Raw genomic sequence first — 25,995 nt, forward strand, 5'->3', positions numbered from 1 at the left:
CCGTCACGCAGCGCGGCGCGCGGCCATCTCCGCGGCGAGCAACAACGCGGCGCGGCTGGCGCCGATCGACGCGATGCCTCGCCCTGCGATGTCGTAGGCGGTGCCGTGCGCGGGCGTGCAGATCGGGAATGGGAAGCCACCGAGCAAGGTGACGCCGCGATCGAAGCCCATCAGCTTCATCGCGATCTGGCCCTGGTCGTGATACATCGTCAGCACCGCATCGAAGGCGCCGCCCTTGGCGCGCAGAAACACGGTGTCGGCCGGGAACGGCCCCTCGGCAGCGATGCCCTCGCGCTGGCCGGCCGCGACCACGGGCGCGATGACATCGATCTCTTCGCGGCCAAAATTGCCGCCATCGCCGGCATGTGGATTGAGACCCGCGACCGCGATGCGCGGTCGCGCGAAGCCGGCATTGCGCATGCAGGCGTCGGTCAGCTTGAGCGCGCGATGGATGCGATCGCTGGACAGCCGCGCGGCGACGTCCTTGAGCGGAATGTGGGAGGTGACCCGTGCGTTCCAGAGCTGATCCAGAACGTTGAATTCGCTCGCCGCCGTCTTGAGCCCGACCACCTCGGCTGAAAATGCGATCTCGTCGTCATATTCGGCGCGGGCGAGCCGCATCGCCTGCTTGTTGAAGGGGGTGAAGCAGACGGCATCGACGCGGCCGTCGCGACCGAGTTCGAGCGCATGCTTGTAGTTGGCGAGCGCGAAGCTGCCGCCGGAAAGGGTCGCGGTTTTCGGTTCGACCTCTTTAAGATCGAGATGCCCGAGATCGACGAACAGCGCATCGCCCTCCGTCGCGCGAAAGTCGGCTCCCTGCTCCACTGTCTTCAGCTCCGGCTTGATGCCGGCGACGCGCGCGCCTTCGTCGAAGATGCGGCGGTCGCCGATCACGACGAGACGGCTGCGGGCGCGGATGTCGTCCTGCGCCACGAGCTTGGCGGTCAACTCCGGGCTGATGCCGGCGGGATCTCCCATCGCCAGCGCAATGAGCGGCTTTGCAGTCATATGATCACCTTCTCCTGGGCCGTCGTCTCAGCCGTTGGGGATATGGGTTTGCGCCAGGGGCGCGCGAGCTGCAATGCGAGCGGAAGCAGCAGCAGTGCGATGCCGGCCACGATCAGGCACGTCACCAGCTTGTTCGCAAAGAAGATCCCGAGCGATCCCTTCGACATCAGCATCGATTGCCGGAACGCATCCTCGGCCTTGTCGCCGATGACGATCGCGAGCACCAGCGGCGCCAGCGGATAGAACAGCTTCTTGAAGAGATAGCCGACGATCCCGAAGCCGAGCATCATGACCACGTCGAGATAGGAGTTCGACACCGAATAGGCACCAACGACGCAGATGATCACGATCAGGGGCGCGATCACCACGAAGGGAATCCGCATCAAGGCCGCGAATACGGGGACGGTCAGCAGAACCAGCGCGACGGCGACGATGTTGCCGACATACATCGAGGCAATCAGCCCCCAGACAAAGTCCTTCTGGTCGACGAACAGCATCGGCCCGGGATTGAGGCCCCAGATCATCAGCCCGCCCATCATGACGGCGGCGGTCGCCGAACCGGGAATGCCGAGCGAGAGCATCGGCAGCAGCGCGCTGGTGCCGGCGGCATGATCGGCCGTCTCCGGCGAGATGATGCCTTCGACCTCACCCGTGCCGAAGTACCGGCCACGGCGCGAGAAGCGGCGGGCGATGCCGTAGCTCATGAAGGACGCCGCGGTCGGGCCGCCCGGCGTGATCCCCATCCAGCATCCGATCGCGGCACTCCGCAACAATGCAACGCTGTGCCGCGGCAGTCGGCCGACAGCACGAAACACCTCGCGCCAATCGATCTTCGAGGAGACCGCGCGGGCATGAAACTCCTCTTCGACCGCGACCAGCAGCTCGCCGATGCCGAACAGGCCCATCACCGCGACGACGAAGTTCACGCCCTTCACCAGCTCGTCGATGCCCATGGTGAGGCGGACGCTGCCGGAGACGGTGTCGATTCCGATCGCGGCGATCGCGAAGCCGATCGCCAGCGCCACGACGGTCTTGATGGGCGCCGCGCCGCCCATGCCGACGAAGCTCGCAAAGGCGAGGAAATAGACCGCGAAATATTCCGGCGGCCCGAAGGCGAGCGCGACCTGCGCCACCCAGGATGCGAGGAAGGTGATCAGGATGACGCCGATCAGCGCGCCGAACGCCGCCGAGCCGAAGGCAGTGGCGAGCGCCGTCGTCGGCCGGCCATCACGAGCCATGGGATAGCCGTCGAAGGTGGTCGCGACCGACGATGGCTCGCCCGGAATGTTGAACAGGATCGAGGTGACCGAGCCGCCGAACAGGGCCCCCCAGTACATGCTGGAGAGCAGGATGATCGCCGACACCGGCTGCATGCCGAACGTCAGCGGCAGCAGCAGCGACACCCCGTTCGGCGCACCCAGCCCCGGCAGCACGCCGACGAGAATGCCGAGCAACACGCCGACGACCATCAGGGCCAGATGCGGCACGGTGACCGCGATGGTGAAGCCGTGCAGGAGTTCTCCGAGATTATCCATCGGCCCCGCCCTCAGAAGCCGAATGCGGCGGCCAGCGCGCCATGCGGCAGACTGACCTGGAACATGCGCTCGAACACGACGTAGAGGGCGAGCGTCGTGGCCGCCGCCATCGCCAGCGCACGTGGCACGGATTGATGCCGGGGCATCGCCAGCACCGCGAAGACATACAGGGCCGAGGCGATGTACATCCCGGCCAGCGGGATCGCGGCAACGAAGATCGCGGCCGGCACGAACAGGCCGGCAAGCCGGCGCAGCTCGATCGGCGTGATCGCGATGGGGACATTTGCAAGCGTCGCAGCCGGCAGCACGCCCCGCACCAGATTGTAGAGGCTTCCGAGCACGATGATGATGCCGGTCAGGAACGGGAACGTGCCGGCGTCGACGCCCGCGCTCGACCAGCCGATGCCGTTGTCGAGGCTGGAGACGACGACGGCCGCACCAAAGCTCCCGGTGAGGACGGCGGTCGCAAGTTCAAGAGCGCGGCGCGATATCATGGTGCGGGACCTTCCGCTTTACTTGACCAGCCAGCCCTGCTCGCCCGCGACCTGTTTGACGTGCTCGAGGTCCTCCTTGATGAACTTGTCGAACTCGGCCCCGGTCAGGAACGTGTCGACCTGGGAGGTCTTCTCGATGTAGTCCTTCCATTCCGGCGTCGCCTGCACCTTCTTCATCAAGTCGACGTAGAACGCGGCCTGCTCCGGAGTGACCTTGCCGGGCAGCCACACCGTGCGCGGCTGTTCGTATTGCTTGATGTCGAGACCCTGCTCGACGCAGGTTGGAACGTCGCCCCAGCCTTCGGTCGCCGTGACCTTGGCGCCCGGCGCCAGCCGCTTCGGGCTGAACACGCAAAGCGGGCGCTGCGTCCCACCGCGCCATTGCCCGAGGCTTTCGCTGGGATTGTTGACGTGGGAATCGAGGTGTCCGCCGGCGAGCTGCACCGCGGTCTCCGCGCCGCTCTTGAACGGGATGTAGGTCAGCTTGACGTGACCGGCCTTCTCGATCATGCGGGTCAGCACCTCGTCGGTGTCCTTTGACTGCGCGCCGCCCATCTTGAATTCGCCGGATGCGGCCGCCTTCAGATAGTCACCCGCCGTCTTGTACGGCGCATCCTGCTTGACCCAGAGCAGGAACTCGTCCTGCGCCATCGCCGCGATCGGGGTGAGATCGGTGTAGTTGAAGGCGACCTTGGAGACGAGCGGCTGCTGCCAGGCGTTCGAGGTGCCGAAGATCACCTTGTAGGGATCGCCGGCGGAAGCCTTGCCGTAGACATAGCCTTCCGCGCCGCTGCCGCCGCCCTTGTTGACGACGACGATCGGCTGCTCCGTCAGCTTGTACTTGGTGATGATGTTCTGCACAGCGCGGGCGAGATTGTCGGTGCCGCCGCCCGGCCCTGCCGTGGCCACGAACTCGATCGGCTTTTGCGGTTGCCAGGCGGCGAGCGCCGGCATGGTGCCGGCGAGTACGGCCGCAGCCGCGGATAGCAGAAGCCTTGACGTCCCACCCATGATTTCCTCCAGCTTTTATGTTTTTTTGTTCTACCGACGTCCGGTCAGGCGACGCGTTCCTCGCGCCTCGCTAAGCCCAGAACGATTGCGCCTTCTTTCTCGAGCGCTTCGATCTGCTTCTGGTCGAACCCGTGCTCGGCCAAAACCTCGCTTGTGTGCTCACCATAGACCGGCGCGCCCGACAGCACTTTGCCTGGGGTCTCCGAAAACTTGACGGGAAGCCCGATCGTCTTCACGGGGCCGAGCGTGGAGTGCTCGACCTCGACGACCATCTCGCGCGCCAGCGTCTGGGGATCGCTGAGCGCCTCCAGCATGTCGTGCACGGGTCCGCACGGCACGCCCTTTTCGTCCAGTGCTGCCAGCCAATGAGCCCGCGATTTGGTGCGGAAACGCTCGCCCAGGACCGCCTCGAGCTCCTTCAGGTTCGCCATGCGGTCGGAGCCGTTGGCGAAGCGCGGATCGGCGGCCAGTTCGCTCGCACCGAGTGCTTCCAACATCAACAGCCAATGCTTCTTGTTGGCACCACCGACCACGAGCCAGCCGTCCGAAGCTTCAAAAGCCTGGTATGGCGCGTTGAGCGGATGGGCCGAGCCCATCGCGCGCGGCGCCGTGCCTGCGGCCAGCGCGATCGTGGACTGCCAGTAGGTCTGCACCAGCGCCGCCTCATAGAGCGACGTCTCGACCCACTGCCCCTCGCCGGTCTTGAGGCGGTGCGTATAGGCGGCGAGGATACCCATGCTCGCGAGCAGGCCGGCGGTGATGTCGGACAGCGGCGGGCCGCATTTGACCGGCGGCCCATCCGGGCGTTCGCCGGTAAAGCTCATGATGCCGCTCATGGCCTGCGCGACGAGGTCAAAACCGCGGCGATGCTTGTAGGGGCCGGTGCGGCCGAAGCCCGACAGCGAGCAGTAGATCAACGTCGGATGCTGCTTGTGCAGGTCTTCGTAGCCGAAGCCCAGGCGTTCCATGGCCCCTGGCGCAAAGTTCTCGACCAGTACGTCAGCGCCCGCGATCAGCCGTCGCAGCACCGCTTTACCACCTTCGGTCTTGAGGTCCAGCACGATGCCGCGCTTGTTGCGGTTCATCATCAGGAAGGAGGCCGCCTCCTCGCCGATCTTCGGCGGCACCGAATGGCGAGTGTCGTCGCCGTTCGGCGATTTCTCGATCTTGATGACGTCGGCGCCCATGTCAGCGAGCATCAGGGTGCAGGTCGGCCCCGCCATGACATGGGTGAGATCGATAACCTTGAGGCCGGCAAGCGGCCCCGGACGGCCGGAGTTGGTTTGTGCTCGATCGCTTTGCATCGGGGCGTCCTATTGGCCGCGCCATTGCGGCGCGCGCTTGTTGAGGAAAGCATCGAGCCCTTCGCGAAAATCCTGGCTCGTGTAACACATCAGGATGAGGTCGTCCCCCTCGTCCCGCGTCAGCCGCCTTTGCAGGCGGGCCACGGCCTGCTTGGTCGCGGTCAATGTCAGCGGCGCGTGGCTGGCCAAGAGCCGGGCAAGTTCATCGGCTCGCTGGTCGAGCGCTGCGATGTCATCGACGACCTCGCCGAGCAGCCCGACGCTGGCGGCTTCGGCGGCGTCAACGAGGCGCGCGGTGAAGATCAGATCCTTGACGCGCGCAGCGCCGATCAGCGCGGTGAGACGGCTGACATTGGACATCGACAGGCAATTGCCGAGGGTCCGAGCGATGGGAAATCCGATTTTCGTGCTGCTGGTGCCGATGCGCAGGTCGCAGGCCGCGGCAATGCCGGCGCCGCCGCCCGTGCAGAACCCGTTGATCGCCGCGATCGTGGGCACGCGGCACTGCTCGAGGGTCGTGAGCACGCGATCGATCCGGTTCTCGTAGTCGATGGCGTCCTGAGGCGTCTTGAATTCGCGGAACTGATTGATGTCGGTGCCCGAGGCAAAGGCCTTGTCGCCGGCCCCGCGCAGCACCAGCACCTTGATCGAATGATCGTCGTTGACCTCTTCGCAGATCGCCGCCAGCCGCTCGTACATGGCGAAGGTGAAGGCATTGCGCGCCTGCGGGCGGTTGAAAGTGATCCACCCGATACTGTCCTTGCATTCAAAAACGAGGTCGTCCGTCTCCGCGGCATGGTCCATTTCCTCGTGTCCTTCTGTTTTTTGCATTTTTGAATGCAAAATTTGCAATTTTCAAGCTGGAACTTCCGAATAGTGGCGTATAACTTCATTTTTGCATTCAAACTGGAGCGTTTGCCCATGCTTCACGAGGAGGTTGTCGGCCGCATCCGCGCCATCCTGCTCGACGGTGAAATCCCGCCGGGCGCGCGGATTCCCGAGCGCGAGCTGTGCGACCGACTCCAGATCTCGCGCACGCCGCTGCGCGAGGCGCTCAAGGTGCTCGCCGCCGAAGGGCTCGTGCAGCTCCTGCCCCATCGCGGCTCGCGCGCGGCAAAGCTGACTGACAAGGACATGCGCGACCTGTTCGAGGTCTGCCAGGGTCTCGAGGCGCTCGCCGGCGAGCTCGCCTGCGAGCGCATCAGCGACGCCGGGATCGGCGAAATCGCCGCCGCGCATGACGACATGGTTCGGCATTATCGCGAGGGCGATCTGATCCAGTATTATCGCGGCAACCGCGCCATTCACGAGGCCATCGTCGCCGCAGCCGAAAATCCCGCGCTGACCGGGCTCTATGCCTCCGTGACCGCGCGCATCCGCCGCGCGCGCTACGTCACGCCGATGACACCGCAGCGCTGGGCGTTCGCCGTGAAGGAGCACGAGGCGATCCTGAACGCGCTGCAGCGGCGCGACGGCGCCGGCCTCTCCCACATCCTGCGCGCGCATCTGCGCCACAAGCGCGAAGAGGTCTTGCAGGCGGGCTTTGCCGAAACGGAAGGAAACGACCCGGCACTGCGGATCGCGTGAGGCGGGCTCGCCCGGCGAGCATTCATTCATTCCGCCTCTGGCCTTCGCGCCGCTTCGCCGCGATAACCGCCTCGAACATCCGAACCGTCCGATTTCACTTTCGCCCGATTATCCTCGCCGCCCTCTGTCGGCTGAATCGGTAGCGCGTTAGACGTGAAGCGTCCCTGCTTCACGCTCTGCGAGCAAGTCCGCTCGCCCTTGCGCAGCCAACGGAGACCATCATGACCAAACCCAGCATCGTTTTCGCACACGGCCTTTGGGCCGACGGATCGTGCTTCGGCAAGCTGATCCCGACGCTGCAAGCCGAAGGCCATGAGGTCATGGCGAGCCAGCACGGGCTCGATTCACTCGCAACAGATGTCGCCTGCGTGACGGCGTGTTTTGGCCGTGTTCCCGGACCCGTGGTCCTCGTCGGCCATTCCTATGGTGGCACGCTCATCACGCACGCCGGCACCGATCCGCGGGTGGCCGCGCTGGTCTACATCGCAGCGCTCGCGCCCGATGCCGATGAAACCTCGCAGAGCCAGATTGCAAAATTTCCGACGACGCAGGTGTTTGGCCACATCGACGCGCCGGCGGGCCGTGTCTGGCTCAAGCCAAGCGGCCTGACGCACTTTGCCGGCGACCTGCCCGAGGCCGAGCAGAAGCTGGTCTACGCGACGCAAGGGGCGCCGGTTGCGGATCTCCTTACCCAGAAGGCCGATGGCACCGCGTGGAACGCGAAACCGAGCTGGTACATCCTCGCCAGCAAGGACCAGACGGTTCACCCCGATCTGCAGCACTTCGTCTCGAAGCGCATGAACGCCACCGTGACCGAAGTGCCTTCGTCCCACGTCCCCATGCTGTCGAAGCCGGATGTGGTTTTGGACGTGATCCGTAAGGCAGCGAGTGCGATCGCGGCGAAGTGACATTAGCCGTCCAAGCCAATGTCGTTCTTCAAATCGGGTCCGGGCGGCGCATGCCGACCGGACCATTGGCCAAATACACAATACAATTTCTGCGTTTCCTAATATCGAATAATTCGATTGTAACCGCCAATATTATTCGTTTGTCAAAATCACTCTTCTGCGTAGCTTGGGCAGCGTGGCATCGCCGGTTGCCCGCGAAGGCCGCTTCCTGCAGACGCCTCACGCACACCAGGAGTGATCATGATTACGACATCACAGGGCGAAGCGTCATTCTTCCACCTGCTGCTCCGCTGGGTCACCTATCGGTTGGCACAAACGATGGCGGCAATCGCGCCGGTGCACCGCGCTGGCGAAATCGCGGCCGCGGCCGCGGCGAGCAACAATCCCTCGGGGGCGTAAACCAGCCGTCAGCGGCGCTTGCGGGCGCCGCGCGCCGGCGTTTCCGTCACGCGCCGGCTCTGTTCGACCGCGAGATCGCGCATGATCGCTATCGCGCTCTGCACGTGGTCGTCGGGCTGGTCGACCGAATAGACGACATAGGCCGGCATCGAGAATTTCGGCGCTCCCACCACCAAGTGCAGCCGCCGCGCCTTCAGCAGCGGCTCGACGATCCGGTGCGCAAAATAGCCGGAGCCGCCGTTGGCGAGAACGTGCTGCAGCCCGAGCCAGCCGATGTTGGCGGTCAGCGCAGGCCCGGCGAAATTGGGAAAGACGGCACTGTGCCGGGCGTAGAATTCGGGCCCCCAGTCGACATAGACGTAGCCGTCCTGCGGCTCCGGATCGCTCCTGGGATTGGTCGAGACCAGCACGAGCTGCTCCTCGATCAGCAACTCGACCTTGAGGCCGGGGCGGCTTTGCGGGGTGTACATCACGCCGATGTCGATGCGGCCCTCGACCAGCCCCTGCATCAATTCCGGCTCGAGCGCGCTCTCGGCGCGGATGGAGATTTGCGGATTGGCCTCCTGCATGCGCGGTACCCAAAGCAGCAGGAACTCCTCCCACAGGCCGATGCGGCCTCCGACCACCAGCGCCCCGCTAAATCCCTTGGGGACGCCGACGTCGTGGCGGGCCTGCTCGACGGTGCGAACAAGCGTCGAAGCGTGGCGCTGGAACTGTCGCCCGGCCGCCGTCAGCGCGGCACCGGCCTTGTTGCGTACGAACAGCGTGCAACCGAGCAGTTCTTCGAGGCTGTGGATCCGCGTGCTGACGGTGGACTGGCTGACGTGAAGGCGCTCGGCGGCCGTGATGAAATTGCCGGTCGCGACCACGGTCAGGAATGTACGCGCGAGCTCGGTATCCAGGGGCGCACCTCACACATCGACATTGTCGATATGAAAGGCGCTGTCTTGAAGGATGTCAAATTGAAGGAGTGCCGCTCAGCACCCGAGCCTGTCGGCGACCCCGCCAAAATCCTTGGCGACGATGTCCCAATTGCCGGTCGCCTCGAAATCGACCTTCTGGAGCGGACCGTATTCGGTCGGCCGCGCCACGAACGCGGTCTTCAGCCCGTTCTTCTGGGCGGCGGCGAGATCGCCGTTGTGGGCGGCGACCATCATCACCTGCTCCGGCTTGAGGCCGAGCAGGCGCGCGGCGCCGAGATAGGTCTCGGGATCGGGCTTGTAGTGCTCGAACAGCTCGGCCGACATGATGAGGTCCCACGGCAGGCCTGCGAATTTCGCCATGTTGGTGAGCAGCGCGACGTTGCCGTTCGACAGCGGCGAGATCACGAATTTGGTCTTGAGGCGGGTCAGGCCGGCGACGCTGTCGGGCCAGGGATTGAGGCGGTGCCAGCCCTTGGTGAGATAGTCGAGATCGGCGTCGGTGAGGCCCTTGATCGAGAATTGCGCGACCAGCTTTTCCAGCGAGCGGCGGTGCAGATCGTCGAGCATGACATAGCCGCGCTCGGGATGTTTGCGCACGTCGTCCATCGAGGCCATGTACATGCCGCGCCAGCCGTCGACCAGAGCGGTCCAGTCGGCGCTGATCCCGCGGCCCTTCGCCCACCACATGAAGTCGGTGATCAGGCTGGTGCGCCAGTCGACTACGGTGCCGAACACGTCGAACACGAGGGCTTTGACGGCGGAGAGATCGGACATGGGCGCTTCCCCTGATTGTTCTTGTTGTCATTCCGGGGCGATGGCACCGGGGCCGGCCTTCGGCCAGCCCGATGACAGCTCCACATCGAGCCCGGAATCCAGAAGTTGTTGCGCAAGATTCCGGGTTCTCGCTTCCCGAGCCCCGGAATGACGGAGGGCGTCAGTCCAGATGGAACTTCGCCAACTCACGATGCTCGGCCTTGATGTAGCGCACGGTGCCGGTGACGGAGCGCATCACGACCGTCTCGGTCTCGATCACGCCGTCCTTGCGGAACTTGACGCCCGACAGCAGCGAGCCGGTGGTGACGCCGGTGGCGGCGAAAAGGCAGTCGCCGCGCGCCATGTCCTCGATGCCGTAGATCATCTTGGGATCGTTGACGCCCATCTTGGCGGCGCGCTCGCGCTTCTCGTCGGAATCCAGGATCAGGCGGCACTGCATCTGGCCACCGATGCAGCGCAGCGCCACGGCCGCGAGCACGCCTTCCGGCGCGCCGCCGGTGCCGAGATACATGTCGACGCCGGTGTTGTCAGGGTCGGCACAGTGGATCACGCCGGCAACGTCGCCGTCGGTGATGAGGCGGACGGCGGCGCCGGTCGAGCGCACGCTCTCGATGATGCTGGCATGGCGCGGACGGTCGAGCACGAGAACGGTGATGCCATCCGGCTGGACGCCCTTGGCCTTGGCGAGGCGGCGGACGTTGTCAGCCGGCGTCGCATCGAGATCGACGACGCCCTTGTCGTAGCCCGGCCCGATCGCAAGCTTCTGCATGTAGACGTCGGGCGCGTGCAGCAGCGTGCCGCCGTCGGCCATCGCCATGGTGGCAATCGAGCCCGGCATGTTCTTGGCGCACAGCGTGGTGCCTTCGAGCGGGTCGACCGCGATGTCGACCTGCGGGCCGGCGTTCATGCCGACCTTCTCGCCGATGAACAGCATCGGCGCTTCGTCGCGCTCGCCCTCTCCGATCACGATGGTGCCCTCGATCGGCAGCTTGTTGAGCTCGCGCCGCATGGCGTCCACGGCGGCCTGGTCGGCCGCCTTTTCGTTGCCGTGCCCGCGCAGCCGCGCCGAAGACACCGCCGCCCGCTCCGTCACCCGCACGATCTCCAGCGTGAGAATGCGCTCGAGCAACGCGTGCGGCGGGACTGAAATATGGGTCGACATCGGCTAACTCCTTCGGAACAGTTTTGGACGGAAATCTCCGTCCGCATCAACTCGTAACACCCACAGTTCGTTCGAACCGCGTCTTATTGTTTGAGCATGACCTTTCCGGAAAACCGCTTCACATTTTTCCGGGGCATGCTCAGTTCTTCTCGATCCGGATCACCTGCGGCCGTCCGCTGATCACCTTGTCCTTCTGCACGGCGGAGAGCGCGCGGCGCACGGCGTCCTCATGCGTCGCATAGGTGATCAGGATGACGGGCACGGGCACCGCCTTGCCGTTCGCCGGCGCAGCGCCGCCATTGGGATGACGCTGCACGATCGACTCGATCGAAATCTTCTGCTCCGCGAGCCGGGTCGCGATCGCGGCCGCAGTGCCCGGGAAATCCCGCGCCAGCAGGCGGATATAGTAGCCGCCCTCATGCCGCTCCATCGGCGCCTTCTTGGTGTCGCGCAGATGCGAGATCGGCCGGCCGAACGGATTGGCGCGGATGCCGCGCGCAACGTCGGCGATGTCGGCGACGACGGCGGATGCGGTCGCAGCACCGCCGGCGCCGGGGCCGACCAGCGTGATCGGAGGGATGCCCTCGCCATCGATCGTGACCGCATTGGTGACACCCATCACCTGCGCGATCGAGGAGGATTTTGGAACCATGGTCGGGTGCACGCGCTGCTCGATCCCCTTGGCGGTGCGAACCGCAACACCGAGCAGCTTGAGCCGGTAACCGAGATCGTCGGCCGCGCGCAGATCTTCCGGCGCGATGGATGAGATACCTTCGACATACACCGCGCTTTGAGCAACTTTCGTGCCGAAAGCGAGGCTGGCGAGAATGGCAAGTTTTTGCGCGGTGTCATGGCCATCGACGTCGAAGGACGGATTGGCCTCGGCGTAGCCGAGCCGCTGCGCATCCTTGAGGCATTCGGCGAACGACAGCCCCTCCTGCTCCATCCGCGTCAGGATGTAATTGCAGGTGCCGTTAAGGATGCCGTAGACGCGGGTGACCCCGGTTCCGGCAAGCCCTTCGCGTAACGTTTTGATGACAGGGATCGCGGCGCCGACCGCTGCCTCGAAATTCAGCGCGCCGCCGTGCTTTTCGGCGGCCTTGGCAAGCTTCAGGCCGTGCTTGGCGAGCAGCGCCTTGTTGGCGGTGACGACCGACTTGCCCGCATTCAGTGCCGCTTCGACCGCAGAGAGAGCGGGATCACCGGCGCCGCCCATCAGCTCGACGAAGCAGTCGATGCCGGGATGCGTGGCCAGTGCCATGGGGTCCCTGGCCCATTCGACGCCGCGCAGGTCGACGCCGCGCTTCTTCGCCTTCGAACGCGCGGTGACGGCGACGACGCGAATGCCGCGGCCGCTGCGGCCCGCGAGCACGCGGGCCTGGGTCTCGATTAAACGGACAACTTCGGCGCCCACGGTGCCGAGCCCCGCTATGCCCACTTTCAGGGGTGCAACCATGATGCTTTAGAAAACCTGCCGAAGAGAAACTTAACGCCGATTGGCGAGCGGAACGACGTTGTGCAACGTTTCGATGCCGCTTTCAAGGAAGCGGCGCACGCCGCGCGCGGCCTGCCTGATCCGTTGCTCGTTTTCCACCATGGCGATGCGGACATATCCTTCACCGTGCTCGCCGAAGCCGACGCCGGGCGAGACCGCGACGCCGGATTTCTCCACCATCAGGGTTGCGAACTGCATGCTGCCGACGCTGCGGAAGGCCTCCGGCAGCGGCACCCATGCGAACATGGACGCTTCCGGCGGCGGGATCTCCCAGCCGGCACGGCCGAATGATTCCACAAGCGCGTCGCGGCGCTTGCGGTAGGTGTCGCGCATCTCCTTGATGCAATCGTCGGGGCCGTTCAGCGCGGCGGTCGCCGCGACCTGCACCGGCGTGAAGGCGCCGTAGTCGAGGTAGGATTTGACGCGGGCGAGCGCGGCGATCACGCGCTCGTTGCCGACCGCAAAGCCCATGCGCCAGCCCGCCATCGAATAGGTCTTCGACATCGAGGTGAACTCGACCGTGACGTCGATCGCGCCAGGCACCTGGAGCACCGAGGGCGGCGGGTTGTTCTCGTCGAAATAGACTTCGGCATAGGCGAGATCGGACAGGATCAGGATCTCGTGCTTCTTCGCGAACGCGACGAGGTCCTTGTAGAAGTCGAGGCTCGCGACATAGGCGGTCGGGTTCGAGGGGTAGCAGACGACGAGCGCGAGCGGCTTCGGGATCGAATGCACGATCGCCCGTTCCACCGCCTCGAAGAATTGCGGCGTCGGCTCCGAGGGCACCGAGCGGATAACGCCGCCCGCCATCAGGAAGCCGAAGGCGTGAATCGGGTAGCTCGGGTTCGGACAGAGGATGACGTCGCCGGGCGCGGTGATCGCCTGCGCCACATTGGCAAAGCCCTCCTTCGAACCGAGTGTCGCGACGACCTGGGTGTCGGGGTTGAGCTTCACGCCGAAGCGGCGGGCGTAATAAGCGGCCTGGGCCCGGCGCAGCCCGGGGATGCCGCGGGAGGCCGAGTAGCGGTCGGTGCGCGGCTTGCCCAGCGTCTCCTTCAGCTTCTCCAGCACATGCGCCGGCGCCGGCAGGTCCGGATTGCCCATGCCGAGGTCGATGATGTCGGCGCCGGCATTCCGCGCGGCCGCCTTGGCCCGGTTGACCTGCTCGAACACGTAAGGCGGAAGGCGGCGGATGCGGTAAAACTCTTCCATGGCTCTCTGGGCTCCGGGCATCCGGTCAGGACAGAATCGACCGGCCATGACAGCCGCTCGGGAAAGCTCTCGCCCCCTCGCGAAAATCACTCAAAATCAAACGCTTAGAGCAATATTCGACGGCAGGAGCTGAGGTCGTTCGCCCTGACTCTCGGCTGAACTGAGGTCTTTTAGCACGGCATGGCGGGGGCGCCAGCGATTACGCCGCGTTACTTGGCGTCTTTTGCGGCAACCGATTGGCGCTCGCGCGCGGCGGCCAGCTCGGCTTCGATCTTGGCGCGCTGGTCCGGCGGGATGATCGCCTGATCACGATCCGGCGGCAGATCGTGCACCGGAAGGTAGGAGCCGGGCTCCCTGGGATGGGCCTGCGCGTCGGTGGGCGTATAGTCAGCCAGCTGACTCGAGCAGCCGCCCAAGGCAAGCGCCGCCATCAGCAGCGCGCCACAGATCGGCAGCGACTTTTGCAGGTCCCTCAACGCCAACACTTGGGAAATCCCCTACTCATCCCAACGCAAGGCTGCCGGAGCTTAACCCGACAACCTGCCCAAGCTCAAACCATTGCTGCCCACAAATGGTACGAGCGAGAATACTGCCAAGGCCCACGGTGGAAGAGGTGCACGCTGATTGTGACAAAACCAAGGGGCTTTGTCGCAGTGCAGCACATGTTGGAGCTTGTTTAACGCCAAACATGCGAGCTTCGCGGTGACGAATACGGAATGAATCGTTACTGTTCTGCTCATGAGTAGCGCCACGACCGACACAACCAAATCCGAAACGAAGTTCGATGCGGAAGCCTTCGCGATGAATGTCGCGCGGGCGATGGAGAGCGGCGGCAAGGCGCTCGCCGCGTATCTGAAGCCACGCGAGAGCGGCGAGGTGCAGGATCGCCCGCCGGCCGAGCTGACGGAAGTGGTCAAGACCTTCACGTCGGTCGCCGAATACTGGCTGGCGGATACGTCCCGCGCGTCGGATCTGCAGACCAAGCTCGCCAAGGATTATCTCGACCTCTGGGGCTCGGCGGCACGCCGCATGGCTGGCCAGGACGCTTCACCCGCGATCGCGCCCTCGCCGCGCGACAAGCGCTTTGCCGATCCGGAATGGAAGTCGAACCAGTTCTTCGATTTCGTGATGCAGCTCTATCTGCTCACAGCCAAATGGGCGCAAGAGCTGGTGCAGGACGCCGAGCTCGATCCGCAGACCCGCCGCAAGGCGGAGTTCTACGTCCAGCAGGTCACCAATGCGATCTCGCCGTCGAACTTCGTGCTGACCAATCCGGAAGTGCTGCGCGAGACGGTGGCGAGCAGCGGCGAAAATCTCGCACGCGGCCTGAAGATGCTGGCCGAGGACATCGCGGCCGGCAAGGGCATGCTGAAGATCCGCCAGTCCAATCCGGACAACCTCGTCGTCGGCGTCAACATGGCGACGACGCCGGGCAAGGTGATCTACCAGAACGAGATGATGCAGCTCATCCAGTATTCGCCGACCACGGAGAACGTGCTGCGCACGCCGCTCCTGATCGTGCCGCCCTGGATCAACAAGTTCTACATCCTCGATCTCAAGCCGGAGAAATCCTACATCAAGTGGTGCGTCGACCAGGGCATCACCGTGTTCGTGATCTCATGGGTCAATCCCGACAAGCGGCTCGGCACCAAGAGCTGGGAAGACTACATGAAGGAAGGCCCGCTCACGGCGATGGACGTGATCGAGAAGGTCACCGGCGAGTTGAAGGTGCACACCGCCGGCTATTGCGTCGGCGGCACCATGCTCGCGACCACGCTGGCCTGGCTCGCCGAGAAGCGCCGCCAGCGCGTGGCCTCGGCGACATTCTTCGCGGCGCAGGTCGACTTCACCCATGCCGGTGATCTCCTCGTGTTCGTCGACGAGGAGCAGATCGCAGCCCTCGAGCAGGACATGAAGGCCGCCGGCGTGCTCGAAGGCTCGAAGATGGCGATGGCCTTCAACATGCTGCGCTCCAACGATCTGATCTGGTCCTATGTCGTCAGCAACTATCTGAAGGGCCAGCAGCCGAGCGCGTTCGACCTCTTGCACTGGAATTCGGATGCGACGCGCATGACCGCGTCGAACCATTCCTATTACCTGCGCAACTGCTACCTGGAGAACCGGCTCTCCACCGGCACCATGGTGCTCGACAACACGCTGCTCGACCTCTCCAAGGTCAAGGTGCCGGTCTACAACCTCGCCACCCGCGAGGACCACATCGCGCCGGCCGAATCGGTGCTGTACGGCTCGCAGTTCTTCGGCGGCCCGGTGAAATACGTCCTGTCCGGCTCGGGCCACATCGCCGGCGTGGTCAACCCGCCCGCCTCGAACAAGTACCAGTACTGGACCAACGACAACGTCAAGGACGTCAACGTCGCCGAATGGATGAAGGGCGCGGTGGAGCACAAGGGCTCGTGGTGGCCGGACTGGCGCGAATGGCTGGGCGGGCTCGATCCCGAGGAAGTCCCGGCGCGCGTAGTCGGCAGCGAGGCCCTGCCCGCGATCGAGGACGCGCCCGGCAGCTATGTCAGGGTTCGCGCCTAGCGGGATTTCTTTGCGCATGGCGCAATCCTGCGCGCTTGTATAATCTCGCGTTCAACACAGCGACGACAGAGGGGACCGGGTTATGACGCGCGAATTGTTCTGGCTGACACTGACGGTGATCCTGACCGGGATCCTCTGGATTCCCTACACCATCAACCGCTGCCAGGTTCGGGGGCTCAGTGGCGCCTTGGCCAATCCCTCGCGCGGCGACAAGCCGCAGGCGGAGTGGGCGAACCGCCTGATGTTCGCGCATGACAACGCCGTCGAAAACCTCGTGCTCTTCGCGCCGCTGGTGCTGATCCTGAACGCGATCGACTATTCCTCGAAATGGACCGTGCTCGCCTGCGCGGTCTATTTCTGGTCGCGTGTCGCGCATCTGATCGTCTATGCGCTCGGAATCCCGGTGTTCCGGACTCTCGCCTTCACCGTCGGCTTCCTCGCCCAGGCCGTGCTTGCGCTGGCAATCTTCAAGGTGCTCTAGAAATCGGGTCTCTTAGGGATCAGGCCCTGCGTACGACGAGGTTCAGCATGTTGGCTGGCGTCTCGTCGAAACTCTGGATCACGTTGGTGTCCGACGACAGCGTGATCCACGAACCTGCGCTGGCGTAAGTCATCTCGAGCCACTCCCGCGAGACGTAGCTGTAGTAGCGTCCGAGGCTGTCGCGGCCATCGTCCTCACCCATCTTGTAGCTGGCGTAGAACACGCCTGATGGCTTGAGCGCACGGTGGATCTTTCCAAGGATGCCGGCGAGTTCGTCGCGTGGCACATGCAGCAGACAGGCGCTCGCCCAGACGCCGTCATAGGCCTCGTGCGCATCCAGCTGGTCGAACCGCATCGCCTCGACGGGATGACCAAGCCGGCGCGAGGCGATCTCGGCCATTTCGGGCGAGCCATCGGTCGCACGCACTGAAAAACCTTCGGCGAGCATCACTGCGGAATGATTGCCGGCACCGCAACCGAGCTCGAGGATCGCGCCTCCCGGCGGCAGCAGGGCGAGAAAGCCCCGCAACCGCGTCGATACGGCCTTCGCCCAGCCGGCATAGACCTCGGGGTTCTGCCGGTAGAATTGCAAGGTCGCTTCGTCCACCGCAGTACCTCGTGTCATGGAAACAGCGCGATCTGCTCCAACCCCGCCGTCTCGGGCAGCCCGAACATCAGGTTCATGTTCTGGATCGCTTGCCCGGCCGAACCCTTCACCAGATTGTCGAGCGTGGAAATCACGATCGCCCGGTTCTTGATGCGGTCGGCGACGACGCCGATCTGCACATAGTTGGAGCCGCGCACATTCTGGGTCTGCGGCAGCACGCCCTTCCTGGCGACATGCACGAAGGGCTCGTTGGCATAAGCCTGCTCCAGCGCGCTTCGCAGATCGTCCGGCGTCGCGCCGTTGAGCTTGACGTAGGAGGTGCAGAGTTCGCCGCGCGCCATCGGAATAAGATGCGGCGTGAAGTTGATCGTCACTGCGGAACCGGCGGCGACGCCGATCTCCTGCTCGATCTCGGGCGCGTGCCGGTGGGTGCCGACCGAATAGGGCGACAGCCCCTCGCCCGCCTCGCTGAACAACGTGTTCTGTTTCAGCCCGCGGCCGGCGCCGGTGACGCCCGATTTCGCGTCGATGACGATGTCGTCGACGTCGATCAGCTTGGCTTTCGCAAGCGGCACCAGCGCGAGCAGCGCCGCCGTGGGATAGCAGCCGGGACAGGCGACCAGCCGCGCCGACGTGATCTTCTCGCGATAGAATTCGGTGAGACCGTAGACCGCTTCGCCCTGCAGTTCGAGCGCCCGGTGCTCATGGCCGTACCATTGCGCATAGGTGCTCTTGTCCCGCAGCCTGAAATCGGCGGACATGTCGAGGACCTTGATTTTGGGATTTGCCTTGAGGACCGCGGCGATGATTTCCTGCGTGGTGCCGTGCGGCAGTCCGCAGAACACCGCATCGAGCTTGCTCCAGTCGACCTTTTCCCATTCCACGAGTTTCGGCAGGTCCAGCATGAAAAAATGCGGAAACACGTCGCCCATCGACTTGCCGGCATGGGTGTTGGCGGTGAGCGCGACGATCTCGGCATTCGGATGCCGGGCCAACAGGCGCACCGCATCGGCCCCGGTGTAACCGGAGGCGCCGAGAATGCCGATCTTCTTCGAGCTCATCACGCGTACCTTTCAGGCGTCATTTGATCGTCTTGCCGGGGTCGAAAGTCGCAGCGTCGCTTCGTCCACCGGGCTGGCCTCCCGAGCAACGTTCGATCAGCTATTGTCGGCAAGGCCCAACATCAGCCGCATGTTCTGCACGGCTGCGCCTGACGCGCCCTTGCCGAGATTGTCGAGCCGGGCGATCAGTACCGCCTGGTGATATTTGTCGCTGGCGAAGACGTGGAGCTCCAGCGTGTTGGTCTCGTTGAGCGCCTCCGGCTCGAGCTTGCCGCCCTTGGTCGCCTCGTTCTGGAGCGGCATCACCGAGACATATTTTGAGCCGGCGTAACGCTTAGCCAGCGCGGCCTGAAGGTCCGCACCGCTGGGCTTGCCGGGCAGCGCGTCGAGCTGGAGCGGCACCGAGACCAGCATGCCCTGCCGGTAGTTCGCGACCGAGGGAATGAAGATCGGCCGCCGCGTCAGTTTCGAATAGAGCTGCATCTCCGGCAAATGCTTGTGCTCGAAGCCGAGGCCGTAGAGCTCGAAGGACGGCGCGCTGCCGTCTTCGAAGCTCGCGATCATCGACTTGCCGCCGCCGGAATAGCCGCTCACCGCGTTGACGGTGACGGGATAATCGGGCGGCAACAGACCGGCATCGACGATCGGCCGCAGTAGCGCGATCGCACCGGTCGGATAGCAGCCGGGATTGGAGACCTTCTTCGCGGCCTTGATCTTGCCGGCCTGGTCCGGCGTCAGCTCGGGAAAGCCGTAGGCCCAGTCGGGCGCGACCCGGTACGCGGTGGAAGCGTCCAGCACCTTCGGCCCTGCGGTGCCCATGCTGTCGACCAGCGCCACTGTTTCCTTCGCGGCGTCGTCAGGCAGGCAGAGGATCACGAGATCGACCTCCTCCATCAGCGCCTTCTTGGCCGCGGGGTCCTTGCGCTTGTCGTCGGCGATCGTCTTCACGGTGACGTCGCTCTGGAGCTTCAGCCGCTCATTGATGCCGAGCCCGGTGGTGCCGGAGCCGCCGTCGACGAAGACGGTGGCGGGCTTCGTGGCCGCGCCGGTGGTCGGGGCCTTGGTGGTTTCGGTGAGGCTCATGGCGCGCTCCTTTCGAGCATGTTGGTTTCGTTCGCGAAGGCCTCCGGCCTCACGTCCTGCATCAGCTGTGCAATCTCCCTGGCGTCGGCGGCGGGTTGCGCACCGAGCGCGTTGGCGATCGCGGTATAGTCGGCGTCCGATTTGTGCTGGTTGAGCTTGAAGCTGCCTTCGACCTCTTCAACCGTCATGACCAGCCCCACGATTCCCTTCTTCAACGCTTCCAGCCGGCCTGCCGTCATCTTCGCCGATGTCCACGGCGCTTTCGGCAACAGCCAGCTCTCGAACTTGTCGCTCAGCGTGTCGATCTGCACCGCCAGCTGATCGTCCGACAACAGGCGCACCGGCCCGCTCAGATGCACCGACTGGTAGAGCCAGGTCGGCACCTGATCCGGCGAGACGTACCAGTCGGGCGATACATAGGCATCGGGGCCGTTGACCGCGAGCAGCCAGGAGGTCGCGCCGTCCGCCAGCTTTAGCAGCGGATTGTGACGGGCGACATGAAAGGCGGCCTGCGGCGTGCCGTCAGCGGCGTAAGTCAGGTAGAACGGCAGCGGCGAGGCGACCGGCTTGTGGCCGTCAAAGGCGCACATCGTGCCGAAGCCGCGCTCCTCGGCGAATTTCAGGCTCGCGGCGCGGTCCTGCTTGAAAAAGGGTGGCGTGTACATCGTGGTCTCCTGCTGGGCCTCCTCGGGGGGCCGCCGGATCAGATCGCGCTGACAGGAGAGAGAATGCCGCGGATCGGATCCAGCGGCAAAGACGATGATCTCAAACGCGATCGACCGCCCAAACCGCTAAAGAGCGGCGGCGGCGACGGGCGAACAGGATGGTCGCGGCGTTGATCATGGCGCGCGGCTATAAGGCCGGCGGGTTCCAGGGTCAAGTCCAAATCGATGGGGCGTGACGGCTGCCGCACGGGTGACGGCACGATGCCGCACTGGTGTCATCGGGTCGCAGCGGAATTTCCCATAAGCATGGGGGTTCCCGACAAAGACCGGCGCGCCACAACCCCGCCGGTCCGTGCCTTTCGTTCGCAACCCAGCCCCAGGACATCGCTATGACCGAGATCACCCGTCGCGCAACGCTGGCCGGCGCCTCCGCCTCGGCGCTCCTGCCCTTCGTGAAGACCTCGCCCGCAAGCGCCGCCGCGCCGCCGGCCGCGAACCAGAATGCGAGCTTCTACCGCTACAATGTCGGCACCCACCAGATCACGGTGGTCTGCGACGGCGTCGCCACCGTCAACCTGACGGACAATTACGCGGCCGGCGCCAGCAAGGACGACATCAGCAAGATCTTCGCCGAGAACCATCTGCCGACCGACAAGGTCACCCACACCTTCAATCCGGTCGTCGTCAACACCGGGCCGAAGCTCGTGCTGATCGATACCGGTCTCGGGCCCGACCAGTTCACACAGACCAAAGGCAAGGTCGGCCAGTTCCACAATAACCTTGCGGCGGCCAGCATCGACCGCGCGGCAGTCGACACCGTCATCATCTCGCACTTCCACGGCGACCACATCAACGGCCTGCTCGCGGCCGAGAACAAGCCGGCCTTCCCCAACGCCGAGATCATGGTGCCGGCGGTGGAATGGAAGTTCTGGATGGATGACGGCGAGATGAGCAAGGGGACCGGCAATCCGATCCTCGAAGCCAACTTCAAGAACATCCGCCGCGTGTTCGATGCGCTCGGCCGCAAGGTCACGCAATACGAGTCCGGCAAGGAAGTCGCGCCCGGAATCACCTCGGTGGCGAGCCCGGGCCACACGCCGGGACACAACTCCTTCATCGTTGCGTCCGGCGCGGAAAAGGTACTTGTGCAGGTCGACATCACCGCCGGCGCAGCGTTCCTGTTCGTGAAGCACCCTGAATGGAACATCGCCTCCGACGTCGACAAGCCGCTGGCGCAAGAGACGCGGCGGAGGCTCTACGACATGGCGATTGCCGAGAAGATGCCGATCCAGGCCTTCCATGCCGCCTTCCCCGGTCTCGTCCGCGTCGAGAAGGAGAAGGATGGTTCGGGCTATCGCTGGATTCCGTCGATCTGGAACGCTTCGCTTTAGGCTCTGCCATATGCGCTGACCGGGCGACCGAGCTGCCCGGTCAGATCAGGCGCCAGATCCATTCCATGATCGTCGCGATCACGTCGCCGAACAGCAGCAGCGCCGCGGACCAGACCAGCGCCGAGACGAAATTGGCGGCCTGAAAACTCCAATAGGGCATCTCGAAAATGCCGGCTGCGAGCGGCACCGAGGCGCGCAAGGGGCCAAAGAAGCGGCCGATGAAGATGCTGGGCACGCCCCAGCTCCGCACGAAGGCTTCGCCCCTGGGCAGCAGTTCCGGGTAGCGCGAGAGCGGCCACATCTGCGCGACCTGCTCCTTGTAGCGATAGCCGAACCAGTAGGAGACCCAGTCGCCGAGTGCAGCACCGATGCCGCCGGCGATCCAGACCGGATAGAAGCTGATGCCGCTCGCTCCGATCAGCGCGCCGATCGCAACCAGCGCCCCCCAAGCCGGGATCAGCAGCGAGATGAAGGCCAGCGACTCCCCGAAGGCGAGCAGGAACACGATCGGAGCCGCCCAGGCCTGGTGAGCACGCACGAAATCGGCCAGTGCGTGCGCGTACTGCTCCATTCCAGATTGCCTTCCCCGCCCCGTCACGGTCCTGTCAGATAAAAGGACTGGTAAGCCAAGGACTTGTGTGACATCAAGTCACAAAGCCGGGCCTGAGCCGGGCCCAGGTGTCAAATTGCCGGGAATTGGTGGGCCTGCGGCGTAAAATCGCCGGGATTGGCTCCCACCCACACCCGCCCGGCGGACCTGCGATGACCTTTGCAGGCCAGCCGTGGCATAGTCGGCCTAACCGATTCGCCGCCAGCGCGGCCCTCAAAGTGTATCAAGATATATGTCCAAGCAGTTGAAGCCAAAAGCAAAAGACGATTTTTTCGGCGGCGATGAGCCGAAGTCGCGCGCGCCTGCCAAGGCGCCTTCGCGCGGGACCGGCGGCGAAGCCGACTACACTGCGGCCGATATCGAGGTGCTCGAAGGCCTGGAACCGGTGCGCCGCCGGCCCGGCATGTATATCGGCGGCACCGATGAGAAGGCGCTGCATCACCTCTTCGCCGAAGTCATCGACAACTCGATGGACGAGGCGCTGGCCGGGCACGCGACCTTCATCGGAGTCGAGCTCAGCGCCGATGGGTTCCTGACCGTCACCGACAACGGCCGCGGCATCCCGATCGATCCGCATCCGAAGTTTCCGAAGAAGTCGGCGCTCGAAGTCATCATGTGCACGCTGCATTCGGGCGGCAAGTTCGACAGCAAGGTCTACGAGACGTCCGGCGGTCTGCACGGTGTCGGCATCTCCGTGGTGAACGCCCTCTCCTCGCTGCTCGAGGTCGAGGTCGCGCGCAGCCAGAAACTCTACCGCATGACGTTCGAGCGCGGGCACCCGAAGGGCAAGCTCGAGGATCTCGGCAAGATCAACAACCGCCGCGGCACGCGCGTGCGCTTCAAGCCCGACACCGACATCTTCGGCGCCAAGGCCGCGTTCAAGCCGCAGCGCCTGTTCAAGATGACGCGCTCGAAGGCCTATCTGTTCGGCGGCGTCGAGATCCGCTGGAACTGCGCACCCGAGCTCTTGAAGGGCGTCGAGGACGTGCCGGCGGAAGCGACGTTCCACTTCCCCGGCGGCCTCAAGGATTACCTCGCCGCTGCGATCCACGCCGACACGCTGGTGCATCCCGACATCTTCTCGGGCAAATCGGGCCGCAACGGCGCGCATGGCGCCTGCGAATGGGCTGTCGCCTGGACCGCGGATGCCGACGGCTTCCTGTCGTCCTACACCAACACCGTGCCGACGCCCGATGGCGGCACGCACGAATCCGGCCTGCGCAGCGCGCTGCTGCGCGGCCTGAAGGATCACGCCGAGCGCGTCGGTCAGGGCAAGCGCGCGTCATCCATTACGTCGGAAGACGTGATGGTGGGCGCGGCCGTGATGCTGTCGGTGTTCGTGCGCGAGCCTGAATTCCAGGGCCAGACCAAGGATCGTCTCGCCACCGCTGAAGCGCAGCGCATCGTCGAACAGGCGATGAAGGATCCGTTCGACCACTGGCTGTCGGGCAATCCGAACATGGCCAACCGGCTGCTCGACTTCGTGATCGACCGCGCCGAGGAGCGGCTGCGGCGTCGCCAGGAAAAGGAAACGGCACGCAAGACCGCCGGCAAGAAGCTGCGCCTGCCCGGCAAGCTCGCCGATTGCACCGATGCCGGCACCGAGGGCTCCGAGCTCTTCATCGTCGAGGGTGACTCGGCCGGCGGCAGCGCCAAGCAGGCCCGTGATCGCAAGACGCAAGCGGTGCTGCCGCTACGCGGCAAGATCCTCAACGTCGCCTCGGCCGGCAAGGACAAGCTGACGGCGAACGCACAGCTCTCCGACCTCGTGCAGGCGATCGGCTGCGGCCAGCTTTTGCAATATCGCGAAGAGGATCTGCGCTATCAGCGCATCATCATCATGACCGACGCCGACGTCGACGGCGCCCACATCGCCTCGCTCCTGATCACCTTCTTCTACCGGCAGATGCCGCGGCTGATCGACGAGGGCCACCTCTTCCTCGCGGTGCCGCCGCTGTACAAGCTGACCCATGGCTCGAAGTCCGTCTACGCGCGCGACGACAAGCACAAGGAGACGCTGCTCAAGAGCGAGTTCAACGCCAACGCCAAGGTCGAAGTGAACCGCTTCAAAGGCCTCGGCGAGATGATGCCGGCGCAACTCAAGGAAACCACCATGGATCCGCGCAAGCGGACGCTGCTCAAGGTGGTCCTGCTCGCCGACGACCGCGACACCACGGCGGATTCAGTGGAGCGCCTGATGGGCACCAAGGCCGAGGCGCGCTTCGCGTTCATCTCGGACAAGGCGGAGTTTGCGAGCGAGGAGCTGCTGGACGTCTGAGGCAGTCTTCTGACGTCACGCAAAAAGCCCCGGCCACGGCCGGGGCTTTTTGGTTGCGGCTGCTCGCGGAGGCGCCCGACTAGGCCGCGTCCGCTGCCCGACTCATCTTGAGGCGGAACGACTCGGCCAACGACTCACCAACGCCAAGGCTGAGGCAGGATTGTTACCGTTTCGGACAGAGCCGGATTTGCTAACGAGAAGTTACCTGAATTCGATCTTCTGAAAATGGCGCAACATATTGTAATGATATAGTTATTTTTGATTTCGGCGATCACGCCCGGAATCCCTGCCGAGCGGCGTTTCCCGGCGACTGTGCCTGTCAGGCAACAGCATTTCGGCGGAAAGCGGCTATAGTCCGGGCATCAGATCAATCGGACTTCAGTGCGCTCGCGCCTGCCGGACAGACCAAAGGTTGGGGATTTTAACATGAAGAAGATTTTGCTCGCACTGACCGCGGTTGCCGCGATGACCGGTTCGGCGTCGGCGGCCGATCTGGCTGCCCGTCCCTACGTGAAGGCCCCGCTTGCTGCGCCCGTCGCCAACTGGACCGGCTTCTACATCTTCGGCGGTGGCGGTGGCGGCCTCTCGAACGCTGACCAGCGCGTCCAGACCACTGTCGGTGCGGTTCCGCTGACGATCGATCAGCGTCAGGGCGGTTCGGGCTGGTTCGGCACCGTCGGTCTCGGCTACGACTGGCAGTTCAACAGCACCTGGGTCGCCGGCGTGTTCGCTGACGGTCAGTTCGGCAGCATCCGCGCCACCATCCAGGATCCGATTGCTGGCATCACCGGCAACCAGAAGCTGGAAGACTCCTGGGCCGCCGGTGTGCGCCTCGGCTGGCTGGTTGCTCCGAACGTTCTCACCTACGTCAACGGCGGCTACTCCGGCGCTCACTTCGGTCAGACCAACTTCCTGACGCTGGCCGGCGTGCCCGCCGGTATCCACCTCAACAGCTACAACCGCAACGGCTGGTTCGTTGGTGGCGGCGTCGAGAACAGCCTGAACTTCTTCGGCATCTCTTCGCCCGGCTGGTTCATGAAGACCGAGTATCGTTCGGCCTTCTACAACGCCAAGACCTCGAACGAACTGTTCGACGTCAGCAACGCGCTGGTTGGCCGCGACATCCGCGCCAACAGCTGGAACCAGACGATCTCGACCTCGCTGGTCTACCGCTTCAACTGGACCGGTCCGGTCGTCGCGAAGTACTGATCTGATCTGAACTAAAATTCAGACGTCAAAGCCCCGGCATTGTCCGGGGCTTTTTCGTTTGCGGCTTCCTGTTTTTGCGGAGCTCAAGGCTCGATACGTCGAGAGCGGCGGTGCGCCGCGCCCCAGCGGGTCGTGCCAGTCCGGAGGCGTCGTCTGAAGCTCTGCGTTCCCAGTTCATATGTACCTGACCGGCAACAGCTTTTTGGCTGGAACCGCCTATAGCTTGGTCATCCGATGACTCGAAGTTCAGCGCG

25 protein-coding genes are annotated in these 25,995 nt (G+C 64.4%); 8 read left to right on the forward strand and 17 right to left on the reverse strand.

The features are described from left to right. Nucleotides 1-3: 3 nt before the first annotated feature. The 6 genes from OWC48_RS07735 to OWC48_RS07760 are packed head-to-tail and all read right to left on the reverse strand — an operon-like array spanning nucleotide 4 to nucleotide 6,156. Nucleotides 4-1,008 carry a 4-hydroxythreonine-4-phosphate dehydrogenase PdxA gene (locus OWC48_RS07735; protein WP_282519428.1) on the reverse strand — a complete coding sequence of 335 codons (1,005 nt, stop codon included), beginning with the start codon at nucleotides 1,006-1,008 and terminating at the stop codon, nucleotides 4-6. Then, nucleotides 1,005-2,543 carry a tripartite tricarboxylate transporter permease gene (locus OWC48_RS07740; RefSeq protein WP_282519429.1) on the reverse strand — a complete coding sequence of 513 codons (1,539 nt, stop codon included), beginning with the start codon at nucleotides 2,541-2,543 and terminating at the stop codon, nucleotides 1,005-1,007. The genes OWC48_RS07735 and OWC48_RS07740 overlap by 4 nt, the downstream gene beginning before the upstream one ends. An 11-nt stretch (nucleotides 2,544-2,554) precedes the next feature. After that, nucleotides 2,555-3,037 (reverse strand): tripartite tricarboxylate transporter TctB family protein, encoded by a 483-nt coding sequence (locus tag OWC48_RS07745; RefSeq protein ID WP_282519430.1) that lies wholly within the window; start codon nucleotides 3,035-3,037, stop codon nucleotides 2,555-2,557. 18 nt (nucleotides 3,038-3,055) lie between these two features. After that, nucleotides 3,056-4,048 carry a tripartite tricarboxylate transporter substrate binding protein gene (locus OWC48_RS07750; RefSeq protein ID WP_282519431.1) on the reverse strand — a complete coding sequence of 331 codons (993 nt, stop codon included), beginning with the start codon at nucleotides 4,046-4,048 and terminating at the stop codon, nucleotides 3,056-3,058. Nucleotides 4,049-4,092: 44 nt separating this feature from the next. Further along, nucleotides 4,093-5,352, reverse strand: a complete 1,260-nt coding sequence (locus OWC48_RS07755) for a CaiB/BaiF CoA-transferase family protein (protein WP_282519432.1) — start codon at nucleotides 5,350-5,352, stop codon at nucleotides 4,093-4,095. Nucleotides 5,353-5,361: 9 nt separating this feature from the next. Beyond that, nucleotides 5,362-6,156 (reverse strand): enoyl-CoA hydratase/isomerase family protein, encoded by a 795-nt coding sequence (locus tag OWC48_RS07760; protein ID WP_282519433.1) that lies wholly within the window; start codon nucleotides 6,154-6,156, stop codon nucleotides 5,362-5,364. 117 nt (nucleotides 6,157-6,273) lie between these two features. Between OWC48_RS07760 and OWC48_RS07765 the strand changes: the two genes are divergently transcribed. From OWC48_RS07765 to OWC48_RS07775, 3 genes are all read left to right on the forward strand, one after another. Next, the gene (locus OWC48_RS07765) at nucleotides 6,274-6,939 is read left to right on the forward strand and encodes a GntR family transcriptional regulator (RefSeq protein WP_282519434.1); all 666 of its coding nucleotides are present in this window, start codon (nucleotides 6,274-6,276) and stop codon (nucleotides 6,937-6,939) included. A gap of 221 nt (nucleotides 6,940-7,160) precedes the next feature. Further along, on the forward strand, nucleotides 7,161-7,847 hold the full coding sequence (locus tag OWC48_RS07770; protein WP_282519435.1) for an alpha/beta fold hydrolase: 687 nt from the start codon (nucleotides 7,161-7,163) through the stop codon (nucleotides 7,845-7,847). 240 nt (nucleotides 7,848-8,087) lie between these two features. Continuing rightward, entirely contained in the window at nucleotides 8,088-8,246 is a 159-nt protein-coding gene (locus tag OWC48_RS07775) for a hypothetical protein (protein ID WP_282519436.1), read from the forward strand. Between the two features lie 8 nt (nucleotides 8,247-8,254). Here OWC48_RS07775 and OWC48_RS07780 read toward each other — a convergent pair whose 3' ends face one another. The 6 genes from OWC48_RS07780 to OWC48_RS07805 form a co-directional block, all read right to left on the reverse strand. Beyond that, on the reverse strand, nucleotides 8,255-9,148 hold the full coding sequence (locus OWC48_RS07780) for a LysR family transcriptional regulator (protein WP_282519592.1): 894 nt from the start codon (nucleotides 9,146-9,148) through the stop codon (nucleotides 8,255-8,257). A gap of 75 nt (nucleotides 9,149-9,223) precedes the next feature. Continuing rightward, nucleotides 9,224-9,943 carry a haloacid dehalogenase type II gene (locus OWC48_RS07785; protein WP_282519437.1) on the reverse strand — a complete coding sequence of 240 codons (720 nt, stop codon included), beginning with the start codon at nucleotides 9,941-9,943 and terminating at the stop codon, nucleotides 9,224-9,226. Between the two features lie 160 nt (nucleotides 9,944-10,103). Beyond that, complete coding sequence (gene glpX, locus OWC48_RS07790; RefSeq protein ID WP_282519438.1) at nucleotides 10,104-11,105, reverse strand: class II fructose-bisphosphatase; 1,002 nt, start codon at nucleotides 11,103-11,105, stop codon at nucleotides 10,104-10,106. A 139-nt stretch (nucleotides 11,106-11,244) separates the two neighbouring features. Then, nucleotides 11,245-12,561, reverse strand: coding sequence for a homoserine dehydrogenase (locus OWC48_RS07795; RefSeq protein WP_282519439.1), 1,317 nt, complete (start codon nucleotides 12,559-12,561; stop codon nucleotides 11,245-11,247). A 30-nt stretch (nucleotides 12,562-12,591) separates the two neighbouring features. Continuing rightward, nucleotides 12,592-13,812 (reverse strand): LL-diaminopimelate aminotransferase, encoded by a 1,221-nt coding sequence (locus OWC48_RS07800; RefSeq protein WP_282519440.1) that lies wholly within the window; start codon nucleotides 13,810-13,812, stop codon nucleotides 12,592-12,594. A 209-nt stretch (nucleotides 13,813-14,021) separates the two neighbouring features. Then, nucleotides 14,022-14,297, reverse strand: a complete 276-nt coding sequence (locus OWC48_RS07805; protein WP_135213523.1) for a hypothetical protein — start codon at nucleotides 14,295-14,297, stop codon at nucleotides 14,022-14,024. Nucleotides 14,298-14,550: 253 nt separating this feature from the next. On the opposite strand from OWC48_RS07805, the gene OWC48_RS07810 reads away from it, so the two are divergent. Continuing rightward, on the forward strand, nucleotides 14,551-16,356 hold the full coding sequence (locus OWC48_RS07810) for an alpha/beta hydrolase (protein WP_282519441.1): 1,806 nt from the start codon (nucleotides 14,551-14,553) through the stop codon (nucleotides 16,354-16,356). Nucleotides 16,357-16,438: 82 nt separating this feature from the next. Continuing rightward, nucleotides 16,439-16,837, forward strand: a complete 399-nt coding sequence (locus tag OWC48_RS07815; protein WP_071914281.1) for an MAPEG family protein — start codon at nucleotides 16,439-16,441, stop codon at nucleotides 16,835-16,837. Nucleotides 16,838-16,856: 19 nt separating this feature from the next. Here OWC48_RS07815 and OWC48_RS07820 read toward each other — a convergent pair whose 3' ends face one another. The 4 genes from OWC48_RS07820 to OWC48_RS07835 form a co-directional block, all read right to left on the reverse strand. Further along, complete coding sequence (locus OWC48_RS07820) at nucleotides 16,857-17,444, reverse strand: class I SAM-dependent methyltransferase (protein ID WP_282519442.1); 588 nt, start codon at nucleotides 17,442-17,444, stop codon at nucleotides 16,857-16,859. Nucleotides 17,445-17,458: 14 nt separating this feature from the next. Next, the gene (gene argC, locus OWC48_RS07825; RefSeq protein WP_063983503.1) at nucleotides 17,459-18,505 is read right to left on the reverse strand and encodes an N-acetyl-gamma-glutamyl-phosphate reductase; all 1,047 of its coding nucleotides are present in this window, start codon (nucleotides 18,503-18,505) and stop codon (nucleotides 17,459-17,461) included. A 96-nt stretch (nucleotides 18,506-18,601) separates the two neighbouring features. Continuing rightward, a complete protein-coding gene (gene argC / locus OWC48_RS07830; protein WP_282519443.1) occupies nucleotides 18,602-19,588 on the reverse strand; it encodes an N-acetyl-gamma-glutamyl-phosphate reductase in 987 nt (328 codons plus the stop codon). Then, nucleotides 19,585-20,253 carry an FMN-binding negative transcriptional regulator gene (locus tag OWC48_RS07835; protein WP_282519444.1) on the reverse strand — a complete coding sequence of 223 codons (669 nt, stop codon included), beginning with the start codon at nucleotides 20,251-20,253 and terminating at the stop codon, nucleotides 19,585-19,587. Before OWC48_RS07835 ends, argC (OWC48_RS07830) begins: the two co-directional genes overlap by 4 nt. Nucleotides 20,254-20,642: 389 nt before the next feature. On the opposite strand from OWC48_RS07835, the gene OWC48_RS07840 reads away from it, so the two are divergent. After that, nucleotides 20,643-21,644 carry an MBL fold metallo-hydrolase gene (locus tag OWC48_RS07840; protein WP_282519445.1) on the forward strand — a complete coding sequence of 334 codons (1,002 nt, stop codon included), beginning with the start codon at nucleotides 20,643-20,645 and terminating at the stop codon, nucleotides 21,642-21,644. Nucleotides 21,645-21,684: 40 nt separating this feature from the next. Here the strand turns inward: OWC48_RS07840 and OWC48_RS07845 are convergent, their stop codons facing one another. Next, the gene (locus OWC48_RS07845) at nucleotides 21,685-22,215 is read right to left on the reverse strand and encodes a DedA family protein (protein WP_282519446.1); all 531 of its coding nucleotides are present in this window, start codon (nucleotides 22,213-22,215) and stop codon (nucleotides 21,685-21,687) included. Between the two features lie 271 nt (nucleotides 22,216-22,486). Here OWC48_RS07845 and parE point away from each other — a divergent pair, with 271 nt between their 5' ends. Next, nucleotides 22,487-24,532 (forward strand): DNA topoisomerase IV subunit B, encoded by a 2,046-nt coding sequence (parE, locus tag OWC48_RS07850; RefSeq protein WP_282519447.1) that lies wholly within the window; start codon nucleotides 22,487-22,489, stop codon nucleotides 24,530-24,532. Nucleotides 24,533-24,958: 426 nt separating this feature from the next. Then, a complete protein-coding gene (locus tag OWC48_RS07855; RefSeq protein WP_282519448.1) occupies nucleotides 24,959-25,741 on the forward strand; it encodes an outer membrane protein in 783 nt (260 codons plus the stop codon). Nucleotides 25,742-25,995 lie beyond the last annotated feature (254 nt).

Source organism: Bradyrhizobium sp. Arg816 (assembly GCF_029989365.1).
Lineage (GTDB): Bacteria > Pseudomonadota > Alphaproteobacteria > Rhizobiales > Xanthobacteraceae > Bradyrhizobium.

Coding starts and splice junctions, on each gene's coding strand:
- OWC48_RS07735 (WP_282519428.1), bottom strand. CDS start 1,008: ATGACTGCAAAGCCGCTCATTGCGCTGGCGATGGGAGATCCCGCCGGC.
- OWC48_RS07740 (WP_282519429.1), bottom strand. CDS start 2,543: ATGGATAATCTCGGAGAACTCCTGCACGGCTTCACCATCGCGGTCACC.
- OWC48_RS07745 (WP_282519430.1), bottom strand. CDS start 3,037: ATGATATCGCGCCGCGCTCTTGAACTTGCGACCGCCGTCCTCACCGGG.
- OWC48_RS07750 (WP_282519431.1), bottom strand. CDS start 4,048: ATGGGTGGGACGTCAAGGCTTCTGCTATCCGCGGCTGCGGCCGTACTC.
- OWC48_RS07755 (WP_282519432.1), bottom strand. CDS start 5,352: ATGCAAAGCGATCGAGCACAAACCAACTCCGGCCGTCCGGGGCCGCTT.
- OWC48_RS07760 (WP_282519433.1), bottom strand. CDS start 6,156: ATGGACCATGCCGCGGAGACGGACGACCTCGTTTTTGAATGCAAGGAC.
- OWC48_RS07765 (WP_282519434.1), top strand. CDS start 6,274: ATGCTTCACGAGGAGGTTGTCGGCCGCATCCGCGCCATCCTGCTCGAC.
- OWC48_RS07770 (WP_282519435.1), top strand. CDS start 7,161: ATGACCAAACCCAGCATCGTTTTCGCACACGGCCTTTGGGCCGACGGA.
- OWC48_RS07775 (WP_282519436.1), top strand. CDS start 8,088: ATGATTACGACATCACAGGGCGAAGCGTCATTCTTCCACCTGCTGCTC.
- OWC48_RS07785 (WP_282519437.1), bottom strand. CDS start 9,943: ATGTCCGATCTCTCCGCCGTCAAAGCCCTCGTGTTCGACGTGTTCGGC.
- glpX (WP_282519438.1), bottom strand. CDS start 11,105: ATGTCGACCCATATTTCAGTCCCGCCGCACGCGTTGCTCGAGCGCATT.
- OWC48_RS07795 (WP_282519439.1), bottom strand. CDS start 12,561: ATGGTTGCACCCCTGAAAGTGGGCATAGCGGGGCTCGGCACCGTGGGC.
- OWC48_RS07800 (WP_282519440.1), bottom strand. CDS start 13,812: ATGGAAGAGTTTTACCGCATCCGCCGCCTTCCGCCTTACGTGTTCGAG.
- OWC48_RS07810 (WP_282519441.1), top strand. CDS start 14,551: ATGAGTAGCGCCACGACCGACACAACCAAATCCGAAACGAAGTTCGAT.
- OWC48_RS07815 (WP_071914281.1), top strand. CDS start 16,439: ATGACGCGCGAATTGTTCTGGCTGACACTGACGGTGATCCTGACCGGG.
- argC (WP_063983503.1), bottom strand. CDS start 18,505: ATGAGCTCGAAGAAGATCGGCATTCTCGGCGCCTCCGGTTACACCGGG.
- argC (WP_282519443.1), bottom strand. CDS start 19,588: ATGAGCCTCACCGAAACCACCAAGGCCCCGACCACCGGCGCGGCCACG.
- OWC48_RS07835 (WP_282519444.1), bottom strand. CDS start 20,253: ATGTACACGCCACCCTTTTTCAAGCAGGACCGCGCCGCGAGCCTGAAA.
- OWC48_RS07840 (WP_282519445.1), top strand. CDS start 20,643: ATGACCGAGATCACCCGTCGCGCAACGCTGGCCGGCGCCTCCGCCTCG.
- OWC48_RS07845 (WP_282519446.1), bottom strand. CDS start 22,215: ATGGAGCAGTACGCGCACGCACTGGCCGATTTCGTGCGTGCTCACCAG.
- parE (WP_282519447.1), top strand. CDS start 22,487: ATGTCCAAGCAGTTGAAGCCAAAAGCAAAAGACGATTTTTTCGGCGGC.
- OWC48_RS07855 (WP_282519448.1), top strand. CDS start 24,959: ATGAAGAAGATTTTGCTCGCACTGACCGCGGTTGCCGCGATGACCGGT.